The sequence below is a fragment of the Xanthomonas arboricola genome, assembly GCF_003353015.1.
Lineage (GTDB): Bacteria > Pseudomonadota > Gammaproteobacteria > Xanthomonadales > Xanthomonadaceae > Xanthomonas > Xanthomonas arboricola_E.
This window is the reverse complement of record NZ_QREM01000010.1, coordinates 607,976-623,449: the sequence shown is the minus strand read 5'-3', so window position 1 is coordinate 623,449 and position 15,474 is coordinate 607,976. Positions and strand designations below refer to the sequence as shown.

10 protein-coding genes are annotated in these 15,474 nt (G+C 65.2%); 7 read left to right on the top strand and 3 right to left on the bottom strand.

Annotation, left to right across the window (positions count from 1 at the left end):
• Window positions 1-113: 113 nt before the first annotated feature.
• A protein-coding gene (locus C0541_RS20150; protein ID WP_115051120.1) for an IS3 family transposase occupies window positions 114-1,453 on the bottom strand; the annotation gives its coding sequence in 2 pieces (ribosomal slippage) (window positions 114-1,018 and window positions 1,018-1,453; 1,341 coding nt in all).
• Between C0541_RS20150 and C0541_RS20810 the strand changes: the two genes are divergently transcribed.
• From C0541_RS20810 to C0541_RS20135, 4 genes are all read left to right on the top strand, one after another.
• On the top strand, window positions 1,448-1,858 hold the full coding sequence (locus C0541_RS20810) for a hypothetical protein (protein ID WP_153065007.1): 411 nt from the start codon (window positions 1,448-1,450) through the stop codon (window positions 1,856-1,858). The two genes, C0541_RS20150 and C0541_RS20810, sit on opposite strands and share 6 nt — an antisense overlap.
• A 656-nt stretch (window positions 1,859-2,514) precedes the next feature.
• Complete coding sequence (locus tag C0541_RS20145; RefSeq protein WP_115051119.1) at window positions 2,515-2,949, top strand: hypothetical protein; 435 nt, start codon at window positions 2,515-2,517, stop codon at window positions 2,947-2,949.
• 10 nt (window positions 2,950-2,959) lie between these two features.
• Window positions 2,960-3,409, top strand: coding sequence for a 3-dehydroquinate dehydratase (locus tag C0541_RS20140; RefSeq protein ID WP_161960178.1), 450 nt, complete (start codon window positions 2,960-2,962; stop codon window positions 3,407-3,409).
• Window positions 3,390-3,617, top strand: coding sequence for a hypothetical protein (locus C0541_RS20135; protein ID WP_115051118.1), 228 nt, complete (start codon window positions 3,390-3,392; stop codon window positions 3,615-3,617). The genes C0541_RS20140 and C0541_RS20135 overlap by 20 nt, the downstream gene beginning before the upstream one ends.
• Window positions 3,618-3,791: 174 nt before the next feature.
• Here the strand turns inward: C0541_RS20135 and C0541_RS20130 are convergent, their stop codons facing one another.
• Both C0541_RS20130 and C0541_RS20120 read right to left on the bottom strand, forming a co-directional pair.
• Complete coding sequence (locus C0541_RS20130) at window positions 3,792-5,519, bottom strand: PQQ-binding-like beta-propeller repeat protein (protein ID WP_161960177.1); 1,728 nt, start codon at window positions 5,517-5,519, stop codon at window positions 3,792-3,794.
• A 561-nt stretch (window positions 5,520-6,080) separates the two neighbouring features.
• Window positions 6,081-6,665, bottom strand: coding sequence for a gluconokinase (locus C0541_RS20120; protein ID WP_193725973.1), 585 nt, complete (start codon window positions 6,663-6,665; stop codon window positions 6,081-6,083).
• Between the two features lie 158 nt (window positions 6,666-6,823).
• Between C0541_RS20120 and C0541_RS20115 the strand changes: the two genes are divergently transcribed.
• The 3 genes from C0541_RS20115 (at window position 6,824) to C0541_RS20105 (ending at window position 15,263) form a co-directional block, all read left to right on the top strand.
• Window positions 6,824-8,206, top strand: a complete 1,383-nt coding sequence (locus tag C0541_RS20115; RefSeq protein WP_115051115.1) for an MFS transporter — start codon at window positions 6,824-6,826, stop codon at window positions 8,204-8,206.
• Between the two features lie 2 nt (window positions 8,207-8,208).
• On the top strand, window positions 8,209-10,623 hold the full coding sequence (locus C0541_RS20110) for a GH36-type glycosyl hydrolase domain-containing protein (protein ID WP_115051114.1): 2,415 nt from the start codon (window positions 8,209-8,211) through the stop codon (window positions 10,621-10,623).
• A 1,190-nt stretch (window positions 10,624-11,813) separates the two neighbouring features.
• Window positions 11,814-15,263, top strand: a complete 3,450-nt coding sequence (locus C0541_RS20105) for a hybrid sensor histidine kinase/response regulator (RefSeq protein ID WP_115051113.1) — start codon at window positions 11,814-11,816, stop codon at window positions 15,261-15,263.
• Window positions 15,264-15,474: the final 211 nt, after the last annotated feature.

Below are 15,474 nucleotides of genomic sequence, written 5' to 3'. Positions count from 1 at the left end.
CTAGGCGGTGTCGCTTGGCTTTATTCTTCTATTAATTTGATCTGGAGGATCCATGCTATTCGGACATCTTACGCCAGGTTGAAGTGACCCCCAAAAGCTGGACAGTTGGGCGATCAGGCGACGAGCTTGCTCTGCTCCCGGTACTTTACCGGACTCAGGCCCTTCAATTTGAGCTTGATCCGGTCTTCGTTGTAGTACCTGATGTACTCCACCAGCCCGGCTTCCAGACTTTCGACGCTGTCAAAGCTGTTTAGATAAAAGAATTCGGACTTCAGCGTCCCGAAGAAGCTCTCCATGGCCGCATTGTCCAAGCAGTTGCCGCGTCGGGACATGCTTTGTTTCAGAGAGTGCTTTTCGAGTTGACGCCGGTAGTTCTCGTGCTGGTAGTGCCATCCTTGGTCAGAGTGGATCATCGGCCGAGCGTCGGGCGAAAGTTTTTTGATTGCCTGATCCAGCATCTGGCCCACCAGGTCGAACACCGGTCGGCGTTTCATCTGATAGGCCACGATTTCGCCGTTGTACAGATCCATGATCAGTGAAAGATAGAGCTTCATGCCTTGCACCTTGAAATCGGTGACATCGGTCACCCACTTCTGGTTGGGCATCTGAGCTTCAAACTGGCGGCTCAGTTCGTTGGCCACGATGACATTGGCTGCGCCCTTGAATGCGCGATAGCGCTTGATGCGCACCCGCGATCGCAGCCCCAGTCCGGCCATCAGCCGCTGCACCCGCTTGTGGTTGATCCTCTCACCCTGATTGGCCAGTTCCAGTGCGATGCGGCGGTAGCCATAGCGCCCTTGGTTTTCATCGTAAATCGCGCGGATGCGCTCACACAGGTCGATCTCACCTTCATCGGGACGGGCCAGGGCACGAATCTGGTAATAGAACGTGCTGCGCGATAGCTCGGCCGCCTTGAGCAAAAGCGGCAGTGCGTAGGTCTGCCTCAATCCGTGGACGGCTTGCGCTTTGCGCGCTGCGCCGACTGCTCTTCCTGGATCAAGGCATCGAGTTTTTTTAAGTAGGCCGTCTCCGCACGCAGGTAGGCCACTTCCTTGAGCAGCTCATCGCGGCTCATGTCCTCGACGGGCTTGGACGAGCGGTTTTTTTTCATCGGCTTCTGGGGCGGCGATAACGCTTGGGCGGCGCCGTCAGCATACAGCCGTTGCCAATGCGCTACCGCACCGGCGCTGCCTATCTGGAAGTAGGTCGTGGCCTCGCGCGCAGACATCCCCTCTTGGCGCATCTTTTCAAGCACTTCCAGCTTGAACGCAAGATCGTAGGAGCGGGCCTTGCGGTGAAACCCGCGCCAACCGTGCAACTGATAGGTCGCTGCCCAACGCCTGACCGTGGAGAACTCCAGACCATGACGGCGAGCCACCGCCTTGACGGAGATGGAGGTCTTGCAGGCCTCCTTGGCGACCTGAAGTTTGAAGCGAGCGTCATATCTATGCATGAAATCCTCGGAGTTGGACGGAGTGTCCAACTTCCGGGGGTCACTTCAGGTTGGGGGTTCTTCTTTGGCGTCATACCCGGCTTAGTTTTTATGGCGTTAAATATGGTAAAAATGTCCAAACTAGGCAGGAAGGTTCGCGCGATGGCAATATCGGAAGGCCAGGATTGGGATCTTAATATGGATTTTTCTAGGCGCCTTAAAGTATTAAAGAATCCTTATTTTATCCTGTGTCCAGGAGAGAGTCAGGGCCTCTCTGAACTAAAGAAGGTGCTTATCAAGAAGTATCCTATTTTCATCGCAAAGCACATGATTTCCGGTTTTTTGGTGGCAGTTGGTGGGATAGTTGGAGTGCTGGCTGGCGTGTATTCCCAAGAAGCAATTCATGGGGTCGCAGGTTGCCTCTGAGTAGGGTCTGTCTTCACGATTTTTCAATGGTTTTAATTGCAAGGGTGTCAGGGATAACTTGGAGAGTACTTTATTTTCTGGTTAATCACGTCGACACGATTGGTATCGTGTTCCAGGTTGAGGCAGATGATCCCTCTGCTTGCGAGTTGGGACGCTTGCATTCTAGTTACCATTGATATTTCCAAGGGGATTTCAGTTTTGAAGTAGTCAAGTGCTGTGTTAGCCAGTACGCCTTGTAAATTGGATCTACTTTGTTCCTAACATGTGCGCTTTGGCATGCGTCCTTAATGATGGCAGCAAGCTGGTTTTAGCTGCTTGACGCAGTAGAAAACCTCATGGTGCTGCCTTGTTCACCCGAGCCCAAAGGTGGCCCTAATGCTGCAGGGCCGAATGATCTTGAGGAGGAAGCGATACATGCCTGAGGTTTGCATCCTGATTCAAGCTGGCTCATCGCATTCGATTTCTCGGAAAATCGGCTTAAAGCGCTTCGCTCAACTTGCCAACGCCGCGATAGTACAGATTAAGGGCAGGGGTGTTGCTTGAGCATTCAAGTCATTACGCACTCTTTATGCTGGAAAATACGATGCGAATAGCTTCTTTATGCCTCCGAGCCCTACCTTGGCACTCCCGCACTGTGGTGCGTTGAGCCAAACACGATGTGTATCCTGATTTTGCAAGGTCCGCAGGCCGATCCGGCGCAGCTGGCGCCGCTGCAGCTGCCCGAGTGTGCCGGCCGTGCGCTGCGCACGCTGGCGTGTGCCGATGTCGATGGCTTGATTGCCGGCTTGCAGGCCGCCGGTGGCGACGCCGAGGTGGAGCTGGTGCTGCTGGATTCGGGTGATCTGGCGCCGTCCGAGCGTGCGCAGGTGCATGCGACGGCATTGCGTGCGGCATTGGATGCGCTACACACGCCCTACATCGAGCTGCATACCGATGCCGACCAGGAACTGGAGCCGTGGCTGCATCCGCAGCATGCGCCGCTGGCGGTGGTGATCACGCCCCACGACGCGCCGCGTGCGTATGCGATGTCGCTGGGCATTGCCGCGCGTTGTCTGCCGTCGTTGCACGCGCCGTTGCGCGTGGCTGCCTGAGGACGCCGCCATGTCGATCATGATCGTGCGTGGGCCGGAGGCATCGTTGCCGCTGGTACGTGGGCCGCAGCCGTTGCCGCGGGCCGTGATCCGGCAGCTGGTGCAGTGTGCCGGCGATGCGGGCAAGACCGTGGCGTTGCGGGCCTGCGGGTCAGAGCAGGAGCTGCTGGATGCCCTGCGCGTGGCCGGGCAGGCGCGGATGGAAATCGCGTTGATCGATCCGGGCAGCTGCGTGGACAGTGCGCGCCTGCACCGTGTGCTGGGCGCGTTGCCGTATCCGTTCGTGGAGGCCCACGACGATAGCGTGGACCGGCCGGAGCGTTGCCTGCCGGAGGGTTTCGGCCAACGTATCGCGACGGTGCGCGGCTACTGCGCGCAGAGCTATCTGCTGGGGCTAGAGATCGCGTTGGAACATCTGGGCTGCACGGAGATCCAGGGCGATGTCCACGTCGGTACCTGAGCTGCGCCAGCTGCATTACTTCGCCGACTACGAGGGCTATTGCGACGGTCGGCCGGTGCTGTGGGGACAACTGGCCCACAGCGTGGACGTGCCTGCCGATGGCGTGCTGGATGCGGCCGGACTGGTGGGTGCGTTGCGCCGCCGCGCGGCCGAGGCGCACGGGCTGGAAGCGGGGCAGATCCGCTTGTGCCAGGTCACGCGGTTGTAGCGGCCACGCTGCGTTGCTGGTATTGCCGGCCTGGCGTCCGGCGTCGAATGCAGTCCCTCGAGCACTGCTGCGCCGCCAGATCTGGTGTGTGCAAACGAAACGGCGCCACCCGAAGATGGCGCCGTCGATCTGCCGCGCTGCGCGTCATGCGACGCGCGGCATCGGCGTTGACGCTTACTTGCCTGCCGCGGTGTCCGGCACGAACTTGATCAGCTGGTTGGCCGTGGCTGCCACGCCGAAGTTGTTGCGCGCATAGCCCGAGCCCCAGTACAGCGCACCGTCGACGATCGATGGCGCACTCATCACCGAACCGGTGGCCTTGTAGTTCCACAGCGTGGCGCCGGTGTCGCTGTCCAGGGCCACCATGTTGCCTGCCATGGAGCCGGCAAACAGCAGGTTGGGCGAGACGCTGATCGGACCCTGGGCGCCGGCCGGCACGTTCGGGTTGACCGGGTTGATGCCCGGCGCCTTGACCTGCCACAGGATCTTGCCGGTGGCCGCGTCCAGCGCCGCCCACGACCCGCCGTTATGGCTGACGGTATTGCCCGGCGCCAGCGTGTAGGGAGTATTCAAGTTGTTGTTGATCCCCACATACACGCGCGACTTGTACGGGTCGAACGCCGCGCCCCACTCGATGCCACCGGTGGTGCCGCCCGGACCGACCTGCGTGGACCACACCTTGGCGCCGGTCTTGGCGTCGAAGGCCCAGTAGATGCCGCTCTTCTGGCCGGCACCGACCAGTTGCTGCAGCTTGCCCTCGCGCTGTACCGCGAACAGGTTGATGCCGGCGCCGCCGAAGTCGTAGTCGGGCCCGGTCAGGTTGGTCGCCTGGGTACTCGGGCACAGGCCGTTGGCCGGGGCGAGGATGCAGGACAGGTTCCACGCGTCGTAGCCCTGGTTGCGGTTGGCCCAGACCAGCTTGCCGGTATCCAGGTTCAGCGAGATCACCGAGTCGACGTAGTTGTCCGGCGCCATGCAGTTGAGCTCATCCTGCACGGTCAGGTCGCTGCCGCGGTAGGCGCGTGCATTGGACACGCAGTTCCCCACGCTGGCGGGAATGTTGTAGTTGTTGCCGGTCCCGAAATAGATGCGGCGTGCGACGGGATCGACGGCGACCTGGCCCCACGTCGATGCACCGGTGTAGCCCTCGGGCGCGTTGTAGAACTGCCAGACCTTCTTGCCGGTCGTCAGGTCCAGCGCCACGACGCTGCCGCGGAACGAGAACTGGTGCGTCGGATCAAGACTTTCGTAGTCCCTGGACGATACGCCCACGTACAAACGGTTGCCGTAGACCACCGGGGACGAGGTGATCTGCGCCTGCGGGTTGGTTTCCACCTCGCTCTTCCACAGCAACTTGCCGGTCTTCTTGTCCAGAGCCAGCACGGTGCCGCTGGCCATGTCGCCCAGAATGATGCTCTTGGAGGTGATGGCCGGGGTGGTGCGCGAGAGCGAGGTGCTCTTGCCGGTGTAGTCGGACAGCTTGGCCTGCCAGTTCGGCTTGCCGGTCTGGGTGTCCACGCTGTACAGCGTGCCGCCCCAGTCGGGAACGTACAGGGTGCCACCCTCGATGCTGGGGGTGGCCGAGATGTCGCCGGTGGTGGTCAGGGTCCAGGCCGGCTTGAGGGTGCCGACGGTGCTGCGGTTGATCTTCCACTCGCCCGGCGCGAAGCGGGTATTGAAGTAGCCGCCACCGGCGATGGGCCAGTTGGCCGGGCTGGCGAACGGAAGGTCTTTGCCGAAGCTGCGCCAGACCTCACCGGAGCGTGCGAACGCCTGCGTATCCAGGGACGACACCGGCTGTGCGGCGGGCATGCCGGACTGGGCGAAGGCCACGGCGCTGGCCAGCAGGCAGGGAACGAGCGTCAAACTGCGAAATCGCAAGCGGCGGATTGAATGTGTCATCACGGCATGTCCATAGATGGAAGGAAGCGCTGGATCCCCCCGGATCTGCCGAATGAAGATGGCCGATTGTGGCGAGCGTGCAACACGCGGCCTGTCGCTGCATTCATTCAACGGTCGGCTCCGTTCACATCTGGTGCCACCAGCTTGAAAAAATTGCGTTCAACATGTTCGTTATTCGCACAAATGGTGATGATTCATCACTATTCGCGTCTGTCGCGATAGAAAAAATGATTGTTCACGACGACGGCGTGGCTGCCTGCAAAACCGCGGTCTACAAAAAGTAACCAGGAAATTTTGCGCCACCTTGTCAGGTTGGTCACGGTGTTGAACAGAGCCCCTCTCCCTGGGGGCGAGAAGGCACTGTTTGCGCGCCACTGGCGCGCGTGCCTTGGAGCGCCCGCGTCGCAAACGCGGGCCGGGGCGCGGAGCGGGGGGAGGGTACGGGGCGAAGCCACACGAGAGACTGGATGGCGTGGCGTCGCACGTCCCCTCATCCGGCCTTCGGGGCACCTTCTCCCGGAGCGAGGGAAGCAGCCATGCATGGCTGCGTTGTCTCTTACGTCAGGCGCCTTGGGGCGAGGGCGCGGCGCCGTGCACCGCATCGGGAGCAATCAGCGCCAATTGCGCGATCGCATCCCGCACCACCTCGGCCACCGTGGCGTCGACATCCACCGACACCACGTCGGCCTCGTCCAGCGGCAATTCCAGGGTCTGCAACTGGCTATCCAACAGGCTGGGCGGCATGAAGTGGCCGGCGCGTGCGCTCAGGCGTGCGGCGATCACGTGCGGGGCCGCGTGCAGGAACACAAAACGGATCGGAATGCCGCTGCGGCGCAGCAATTGACGGTGCGTGCCGCGCAGGCCCGAGAACGCGAGCACCACCGACGCGCCGGCATGCACGCAGTCGCGCAGGGTCGCAGCCAGCAGCTCCACCCAGGGCAGGCGCATCGCATCGGTGAGCGGTTGGCCTGCGGCCATCTGCGCGCGTGCGGCCACGCTGTGGTAGTCGTCGGCGTCCAGAAAACGGTAGCCGTAATGCGCTGCCAGGGCCTGCGCGATGGTGGTCTTGCCGCTGCCGGAAACGCCCATCACCACGATGGCCAGGGGCGAAGCGGACGCGGGTGTAGCGGGGGCGGCGGTGTCCATCACGTCAGGTTATATCTCCGGAGCGATTCGGCATTTTGCCGGATTTCACGTTGGCGGCAGCCGATGCGTGGTGTAGCGTCGGCGCTCCTCGCCAGGTGAGCGGGCCGCCCAGCGTAACGGCGCGCTCGGCCGGGTTCAACGCACTCCAGGGTCTGCCGATGCCGTCATCGCCTGCACCGTCTCCTGCATCGGCGCGCCTGCGCTGGCGCGAAAAGCTGGGCTACGGCGCCGGCGATCTGGGCCTGAATCTGTACTGGGCCAACATCTCCGCGTTCTTGCTGATCTTCTACACCGACACCATGCATCTGCCGGCCGCGGCGGTGGGCACGATGATCCTGTTGACCAAGATCGCCGATGCGATCGCGGACCCGGCGATGGGGGCGATCGCCGACCGCACACGTAGCCGCTGGGGCAAGTTCCGCCCGTATCTGCTGTGGGGCGCGGTGCCGATGGCGGTGACGGGAGTGGTGGCGTACACCACCCCGGACCTGGATCAGAACGGGCGCATGTGGTGGGCCACGATCAGCTTCCTGGTGATGATGCTGGCCTACACCGTGGTGAGCATTCCGTACTCGGCGCTCTCGGGTGTGATCACCGCCGACAGCAAGCAGCGCACCGGTCTGATCAGCCTGCGTTTCATCGGCGCGTTTGCAGGCACCACGCTGGTCAATTACTTCACGATGGATCTGGTGCGCTGGTTCGGCGGCGGCAACGATGCACTGGGCTGGCAGCGCACGATGATGCTGTACGGCGCGGTGGCGGTGGCGCTGTTCGTGACCGTGGCACTGACCACGCGCGAGCGCGTACAGCCACCGCCGCAACAGCGCACGCCGATCCGCCGGGATATCGCCGACCTGCTGCAGAACAAGCCGTGGTGCGTGCTGTTCGTACTGTCGTTGATCATCATGATCACGATCGTCATGCGCGGCGGTGCGGGCGTGTATTACCTCAAGTACTACGTGCAGCGGCCGGAGCTGACCGGGCTGTTCCTGGGCAGTTATTCGGTGTCGTTGGCGGTGGGCGCGGCGATCACCCCATTGCTGACACGGCATTGGGACAAGCGCCAGTTGATGACCGCGCTGATGGCGATGGTGGGCGTGTTGAGCTGCCTGATGTTCTTCATTCCTGCCGATGCGGTGTGGGCGATCTTCGGGTTGAACATGTTGATCGGGCTGGCGCTGGGGCCGAAATCGCCGCTGGCGTTTTCGATGTATGCCGACAGCGCCGACTACACCGAGTGGCGCACCGGCCGGCGCGCCACCGCGATGACCTTTGCCGCCGCGACGTTCTCGCAAAAGCTCGGCGGCGCGCTGGCCTCGGCCGGCATCGCCTGGGTGCTGGCCGGCATGGGCTATGTGGCCAACAGCGCGCAGTCGGACGGGTCGTTGACCGGCATCGTGCTGCTGCTGACGGTGATCCCGGGCGCGGTGGCGCTGCTGGCGGCCTGGACCATGCGTTTCTATCCACTCGATGATGGCTCGTTGCGCCGCATCCAACACGAACTGGCCGCGCGCAAGCGCGACGAACAGGAGCCCCGCTGACCGTGTCCGCACTTTCCCACGCTGATTCCAGGACCACGTCCAACGACGATCTTTCCGCGCTGCTGGCGCCCAGCGCCGATGGCACGCGGTATGCGCTCTACAGCCCCACCGCGATGCCGAACGCGGGCGGATTCCTGTGGAACCGCCGCATGATGCTGCAGCTCACCTGCCGTGGTTACGCCACCGGGCAGTTCATGCAGCCGGAACCGGCCAAATACGCGCACGCGCCGCTGCTGGAGGCGCGCAACTTCATGATGCCCGAGCAGCCGTACTACGCGCATCATCCCGGGCGCTTCTTCTATCTCAAGGACGAAGACAGCGGCGCGTTGTATTCGGTGCCGCACGAACCGGTGCGCGCGCCGCCGGAGCAGTTCGAATTTTCCGCCGGCAAGCACGATGTGCGCTGGCGGGTGCGCCACGATGGCATCGTGGTGGAGCTGTGCGTGGCGTTGCCCACCGACGATGCGGTGGAGCTGTGGGAGTGCCGCGTGCATAACCTGTCCGGCCGCACGCGCCGGCTCAGCCTGTATCCGTATTTCCCCATCGGTTACATGTCGTGGATGCACCAGGGCGGCGCCTACGAGCCGGCGCTGGGCGGCATCGTCTGCCGTAGCGTGGCGCCGTATCAGAAGGTGGAGGATTACTTCCGCCAGCGCGACTTCAAGGACTGCACCTTCCTGCTGCACGAGCAGCCACCGGTGGCCTGGGACGCGCAGCAGACGGCCTTCGAAGGCGAGGGTGGCCTGCATGCGCCCTCGGCCATCCAGGCCGAGCAGCTGGGCAATAGCCAGGCACACTACGAGAATCCGGCCGCCGCGTTGCAGTACCGGCTGACGCTGGATGCCGATGCGGCCAGCGTGTATCGCTTCGCGTTCGGGCCGGCCAAGGACGATGCGGAGATCGCCGCGCTGCGTGCGCGTTATCTGTCCGAGGCCGGCTTTGCCGCCGCCGCGCGCGATTACGCGCAGTATCTGCAGGGCGGGCAGGGCTGCGCGCAGATCGCCACGCCCGATCCGGCGCTGGACAACCTGGTCAATCATTGGTTGCCGCGGCAGGTGTTCTATCACGGCGACGTCAATCGCCTGACCACCGATCCGCAGACGCGCAACTATCTGCAGGACCACATGGGCATGGCCTACCTGCAGCCGGCCACCGCACGCGCGGCGTTGCTGCACGCGCTCTCGCAGCAGGAACCCAGCGGCGCGATGCCGGACGGCATCCTGCTGGTGGAAGGCGCCGAGCTGAAATACATCAACCAGGTGCCGCACACCGATCACTGCGTGTGGTTGCCGATCTTCCTGAGCGCCTATCTGGCCGAAACCGGCGATGCCAGCGTGCTCGACGCGGTGGTCCGCACGCAGGACGGGCAGGCGCTGAGCGTGGCCGAGCGGCTGGATGCGGCGATGCAATGGTTGCTGGACGCCCGCGACGCCCGCGGCCTGAGTTTCATCGCCCAGGGTGACTGGAACGACCCGATGAACATGGTCGGCTGGCGCGGCAAGGGCGTATCCGGCTGGCTCACGGTGGCCACCGCGTATGCGCTGCGGCTGTGGTCGGGCATCTGCGCAGCGCATGGGCGAAGCGCGCAGGCAGAAACGTTTGCGCAGGCCGTGCAGACGGTCAACGCCGATGCCAATCGCGAACTGTGGGACGGCAACTGGTATGCGCGCGGCATCACCGACGATGGGGTGCGCTTCGGCATTGCCGAGGATGTGGAAGGACGCATCTATCTCAACCCGCAGAGCTTTGCGCTGCTGGCCGGCACCGCCGATGCCGCGCAGCGCGACGCCTTGCTGGAGGCGGTGCGCGAACAGCTGCATACGCCGTACGGGCCGGTGATGCTGGCCCCGGCGTATACGCACATGCGCGATGACGTGGGCCGCTTGACGCAGAAGTGGCCGGGCGCTGCGGAAAACGGCGCGGTCTACAACCATGCGGTGGCGTTCTACCTGTACAGCCTGTACCAGATCGGCGAAGCCGACCGCGCCTGGGAGATCCTGCGCGCGATGCTGCCCGGCCCCACCCGCGAGGACGTGCTGCAGCGCGGCCACCTGCCGGTGTCGTTGCCCAATTACTATCGCGGCGCCTGGCACCAGTATCCGCGCACGGCCGGGCGGTCCAGCCAGCTGTTCAACACCGGCACGGTGGCGTGGGTGTATCGCTGCGTGCTCGAAGGCCTGTTCGGCCTGGTCGGCGAGGGCGATGCATTGGCGATCCGCCCGCAGCTGCCCTCGCACTGGCCGCACGCGCAGGTGACGCGCCAGTTCCGCGGCGCGCAGTTCGAGGTGACGCTGACACGGGAGCCGGGACGCACGCAGGTAGACGTCGAAGTGGATGGAGCCGCTTGCCCGGACCGGCGTGTGCACGGCGTCGTCGCCGGCCGGACGTACCGGGTGCAGGTGCGCCTGCCGGGCTGACGGCCCTCACCCGCCCTCCGGGCACCCTCTCCCGCAGGCGGGAGAGGGGAGCATTGGCCGGCCGGACTGCGATCTGGCCGGAACGGCTCAGCCACTCGCCTGGGCGCTTTTTGGATCTGAAGCTTCGGCCTGGCGGAATTCGGCCTGGCGGAACAACAAGCGGCTGACCGGTAGCGCACTGCAGACGCCCAGCAGGGGGACGTGGCCCAGGCGGACACTTCACGCCTGAGCCAATGCGGATCACTCCCTTCTCCCGCGTGCGGGAGAAGCTGCCCGCAGGGCAGATGAGGGGCGCTCGCCCCTGAGCCCGATGCTTCTTGCCACAGGCTCATTCAAACGACCGGCTTCCCGGCAGCACGAAACGCATGCATCGCCACACCAACACCACTCCCCAGGCAAGCGCACGGCGCAGGCCGCAACCGCAGTCCCTTCTCCCGCGTGCGGGAGAAGNAGACAGCCCGATGCTTCTTGCCACAGGCTCATTCAAACGACCGGCTTCCCGGCAGCACGAAACGCATGCATCGCCACACCAACACCACTCCCCAGGCAAGCGCACGGCGCAGGCCGCAACCGCAGTCCCTTCTCCCGCGTGCGGGAGAAGGTGCCCGCAGGGCGGATGAGGGGCGCTCGCCCCTGAGCCCGATGCCTCTTGCCACAGGCTGATTCAAACGACCGGCGTCCCGGCAGCACGAAACGCATGTATCGCCACACCAACACCACTCCCCAGGCAAGCGCACGGCGCAGGCCGCAACCGCAGTCCCTTCTCCCGCGTGCGGGAGAAGCTGCCCGCAGNATCGCCACACCAACACCACTCCCCAGGCAAGCGCACGGCGCAGGCCGCAACCGCAGTCCCTTCTCCCGCGTGCGGGAGAAGCTGCCCGCAGGGCGGATGAGGGGCGCTCGCCCCTGGGCCCGATGCTTCTTGCCACAGGCTGATTCAAACGACCGGCTTTCCGGCAGCACGAAACACATGCATCGCCACACCAACACCACTCCCCAGGCAAGCGCACGGCGCAGGCCGCAACCGCAATCCCTTCTCCCGCGTGCGGGAGAAGGTGCCCGCAGGGCGGATGAGGGGCGTCTGACGCTGAACCCTCCGCCAGCCAGTCCGGCACGAATCCCCAACCCCCAATCCCGATTCCCCACTGCGTAAACTCCCAGGCTCGCCTCGCGCCGCCTAGGAACGCCCCTTGGTCTCAAGCTGGATCCTGCTGCTGGTCTCCGTCGGCTATGCCGCGCTGCTGTTCGGCGTGGCGTGGTGGGGCGACCGCCGTCCGTTGTACCCGGAGCGGCCGTGGCTGCGCCCGGCGGTCTACAGCCTGGCATTGGCGGTGTACTGCTCGTCGTGGACCTTCTACGGCGCGGTCGGCTCGGCGGTGCGCAACGGCATCGGCTATCTGCCGATCTACCTGGGTCCGCTGCTGTTGCTGCTGTTCGGCTGGCGCATCATCGAGCGGCTGGCGCTGATCGCACGCGCCGAGAACACCGTTTCCATCGCCGATTTCATTTCGTCGCGCTATGGCCGTTCGCGACGCTTGGCGGCACTGGTGGCGGTGATCGCGCTGGTCGGCATCGTTCCGTATCTGGCGCTGCAGTACAAGGCGGTGGCGATGAGCCTGGAGGTGCTGACCGGGCATAGCAGTGCCGGGCGCGGCATCTTTGCCGATCCGGCGCTGTATGTGGCGCTGTTGATGGCCCTGTTTGCCACCCTGTTCGGCACCCGCCAGGTCGATGCCACCGAACACCACCGCGGCATGATGCTGGCGATCGCGCTGGAGTCGGTGATCAAGTTGATCGCCATCGTCGCGGTGGGCCTGTTCGCCTGGGTGTGGCTGAGCGACCACCAGGTGCCCATCGCCGACTCGGCGCGCACCTTGTTCGAGCACACCCCGTCGGTGGGCTTCATTTCGCAGACCCTGCTGAGCTTCCTGGCGGTGATCTGCCTGCCGCGCCAGTTCCATGTGGCCGTGGTCGAATGCAGCGACGTGGGCGACATCCGGCGCGCGCGCTGGTTGTTCGGCGCCTACCTGGTGATCATCTCGGCAATGGTGGTGCCGATCGCATCGGCCGGCGTGGCCTTGTTCGGCAAGGGCAGCACGGTGGTCGACGATGCGGTGGTGCTGGCGCTGCCGCTGAGCCAGGGCAATACCGTGCTGGCGCTGGTGGCGTATGTGGGCGGGTTTTCCGCCGCCACCGGCATGGTGATCGTGGCCAGCATCGCGTTGGCCACGATGGTCAGCAACGACCTGGTGATGCCGGTGCTGCTGCGCCGCCGTGGCAGCGCCGATGCGCGCGCGGCGGTGGCCTCGCGGGTGCTGTGGATCCGCCGCGTCGCCATCCTGCTGCTGGCGCTGGTCGCCTACGGCTACCACCGCAGCGTGGCCAACGACACCACCTTGGCCGCCTACGGCCTGATGGCCTTTGCGGCGGTGGCACAGTTCGCGCCGGGGGTGATCGGTGGGCTGTACTGGCGCGGCGCCAGCCGCAAGGGCGTGGAGACCGGCATGGTGCTGGGCTTCATGACCTGGATCTACACGCTGCTGCTGCCGGCCGCCACGCGCGCGGGCTGGCTGCAGCCGGACTGGCTGGTGGACGGGCCGTTCGGCATCGCCTGGTTGCAGCCGCAGCAGCTGTTCGGCATGCATGGCTGGGACCCGCTGGCGCACGGCACGTTCTGGTCGCTGCTGATCAATGTCGGCGCGATGATGCTGGTCTCCGCACGCTGGCGCCCCGGGGTGGACGAACGCCTGCGCGCCGCGCCATTCCTGGACCCGTACGCGCAGCGCCCGGCGGTGGCCGGCGACTGGCCCGGGCATGTGCGCGTGGCCGACCTGCAGGCCCTGGCCGAGCGCGTGGTGGGCGAGCGGCATGCGCACCGCGCCTTCGTCGACCAGGCGGTGCTGCTGGAGCGCGAGCTGCAACCCACCGTGGTGGCCGACCGCGCCTGGGTGCAGTTCACCGAACGCCTGCTGGCCGCCTCGATCGGCGCGGCCTCCGCACGCCTGGTGCTGACCAGCCTGTTGCGCGGCTCGGGCATGGACCTGGGCGAGGTGGTGGCGGTGCTGGACGAAGCCGGCCAGGAGCTGCGCTTCAACCGCGAGATCCTGTCCACCACGCTGGAAAACATCAGCGCCGCGGTCAGCGTGGTCGACCCGGAGATGCGCCTGACCGCGTGGAATCGCCGCTACCAGCAACTGTTCGGCTATCCGGACGGCATGCTGTATGTCGGCCGCCCGGTGGCCGACCTGATCCGCTACAACGCCGAGCGCGGCGAGCTGGGCGAGGGCGATATCGAAGACCAGATCGATCGCCGTATCCGCCACATGCGCGCCGGCTCGCCGCATGTGTTCGAGCGCACCCGCAGCGACGGCAAGGTGATCGAGATGCGTGGCCAGGCGCTGCCCGGCGGCGGCTATGTCACCAGCTACAACGACATCACCGACTACAAACGCGCCGAGCGCGCGCTGCTGGACGCCAACGAGAACCTGGAACAGCGCGTGGCCGACCGCTCGCGCGAGGCCGAGCTGGCCCAGCAGTCCAAGACGCGTTTTCTGGCCGCCATCAGCCACGACGTGCTGCAGCCGCTCAATGCCGCGCGGCTGTTCGCCTCGGCGCTGCGCGAGAGCCACCAGAACAACGAGGAGCAACGCCATCTGGCCGAGCGCGTGGATGCCTCGCTGCGCGCAGCCGAGGAGTTGCTCGATGGCCTGCTCGACGTCTCGCGGCTGGATGCCGGCGGCCTGCGGCCCACGGTCGAGGACTTCGATGCCAGCGCGCTGATGCACGAACTGGCCGCGCAGTACGCGCCGGTGGCGTCCAGCCGCGGCCTGAAGCTGCAGGTGCACGCCCGCCCGCTGTGGGTGCGCAGCGACCGCCGTCTGCTGCGCCGGGTGATGCAGAACTTCCTGGCCAATGCGCTGCGCTACACGCGCCAGGGTCGCATCGTGCTGGGCATGCGCGGCCGCGGCGACCAGGTGGAGCTGCAGGTGTGGGATACCGGCCCGGGCATTCCCGAGCACCACATGCGGCAGATCTTCGAAGAGTTCCGCCGCTATCAGCAGCCGTTCGACTGGGGCGAGCAGGGCCTGGGGCTGGGCCTGTCGATCTGCCAGCGCATCTCGCGCCTGCTCGACCACGACCTGAGCGCGCGCAGCCAGGTCGGCCGCGGCAGCATGTTCTCGATCCTGCTGCCGCGCGTGGCGGCAGTGCCGGTGGCGCCGATGTTGCCGGTGCCGGTCGCGCGCCCGCTGCCCAGCGGCGATTCGCTGGCGGGCCTGCGCGTGCTGTGCGTGGACAACGACCGCGAAATCCTCGACGGCATGTGCGCCTTGCTCGGTCGCTGGCAGGTGGAGGTGATCACTGCCAGCACGGTGGATCAGGCGCTGGAACGCGCGCGCGAGCAACCGGACCTGATGCTGGTGGATTACCACCTGCACGACCGGCTCGATGGCCTGGACACGCTGGATGCGCTGCAGGCCGCCGCCCCTGCACCGATCGCCGGCGCGCTGCTCACCGCCGATGGCCGCGATGAACTCAAGCAACTGGCGCGCGAACGCGGCTATCGCCTGCTGACCAAACCGGTCAAACCGGCCTCGCTACGCGCGTTCCTGAGCGCGTATCACGATGCAAAGACACGCTGACGGCTGCATCCCTGCCAGCCCTGCGACATGCGGCGATGCAGGCAGCATCGAGCAACAATGCCACGATGCCGAGCGCACTGCCCGGCCTCGTAGGAGCGCACCTGGGCGCGAGGGGCTTTACCGATAACGCCTCGTCGCGCCCAGGTGCGCTCCTACGGAGACTGCCGCGTGCTACGCGGCGCCGCTGAGGTGTTCGTAGAGGATGACGCTG

What these genes read in the sequence shown, in the direction of transcription:
- C0541_RS20120 (WP_193725973.1), bottom strand. Translation starts at nt 6,665, where the DNA reads ATGGACACCGCCGCCCCCGCTACACCCGCGTCCGCTTCGCCCCTGGCC.
- C0541_RS20130 (WP_161960177.1), bottom strand. Translation starts at nt 5,519, where the DNA reads ATGACACATTCAATCCGCCGCTTGCGATTTCGCAGTTTGACGCTCGTT.
- C0541_RS20810 (WP_153065007.1), top strand. Translation starts at nt 1,448, where the DNA reads ATGCATGAAATCCTCGGAGTTGGACGGAGTGTCCAACTTCCGGGGGTC.
- C0541_RS20140 (WP_161960178.1), top strand. Translation starts at nt 2,960, where the DNA reads ATGTCGATCATGATCGTGCGTGGGCCGGAGGCATCGTTGCCGCTGGTA.
- C0541_RS20115 (WP_115051115.1), top strand. Translation starts at nt 6,824, where the DNA reads ATGCCGTCATCGCCTGCACCGTCTCCTGCATCGGCGCGCCTGCGCTGG.
- C0541_RS20145 (WP_115051119.1), top strand. Translation starts at nt 2,515, where the DNA reads ATGTGTATCCTGATTTTGCAAGGTCCGCAGGCCGATCCGGCGCAGCTG.
- C0541_RS20135 (WP_115051118.1), top strand. Translation starts at nt 3,390, where the DNA reads ATGTCCACGTCGGTACCTGAGCTGCGCCAGCTGCATTACTTCGCCGAC.